The 482-nt window shown below is 51.0% G+C and carries 1 protein-coding gene; it reads left to right on the top strand.

All coding sequences use genetic code 11. The features are described 5' to 3' along the window. Positions 1 to 18 precede the first annotated feature (18 nt). Positions 19 to 366 carry a helix-turn-helix domain-containing protein gene (locus ACKX14_RS15585; protein WP_422449282.1) on the top strand — a complete coding sequence of 116 codons (348 nt, stop codon included), beginning with the start codon at positions 19 to 21 and terminating at the stop codon, positions 364 to 366. The last annotated feature ends 116 nt before the right edge of the window (positions 367 to 482 follow it).

Genomic DNA, 482 nt, shown 5'->3' with positions numbered 1-482 from the left:
TTCTGTAAAAATGTCAGTATGAGTAGGGAGAGAGTAACCTTGTCACAGACGGAACTTAAAAGGGTATTAGTGTTGCAAAAGGTTTTGGATGGAAAGATGACAATTAGGGAAGCTGCTTTAGTGTTGGGGCTGAGTGAACGTCAAGTGTATCGGCTTAAGGCTAGATTAAAATCCCAGGGCCCTGCCTCACTGGCACACGGAAATCGTGGGCGAAAACCTGCCCACACTATCCCGGATGATGTTCGCCAGCAGGTGGTCCAGCTCGCACAGACTAAGTACAGGGGGTGCAATTATACGTTCCTGAGCGAACTTCTTTGCGAGCATGAGGGTAAAGTCTTTGCCCTTCTTCTGTTCGCCGTATCCTGAAGGCAGCCGGTATCCCCAGTTCTCGCAAACACCGGCCGCCAAAACCGCACCGCAGACGTTCCCGTAAGCCGCAAATGGGGATGTTGGTCCAAATCGATGGTAGCCATCACGACTGG

This window comes from Thermorhabdus hydrogeniformans (assembly GCF_049310025.1).
Lineage (GTDB): Bacteria > Bacillota > Thermosediminibacteria > Thermosediminibacterales > Tepidanaerobacteraceae > JBJYKD01.
This window is presented reverse-complemented; position numbering and strand designations above follow the sequence as displayed.

Bases quoted from the DNA above. Each gene is read 5' to 3' on its own strand.
- ACKX14_RS15585 (WP_422449282.1), top strand. From the start codon at position 19: ATGAGTAGGGAGAGAGTAACCTTGTCACAGACGGAACTTAAAAGGGTA.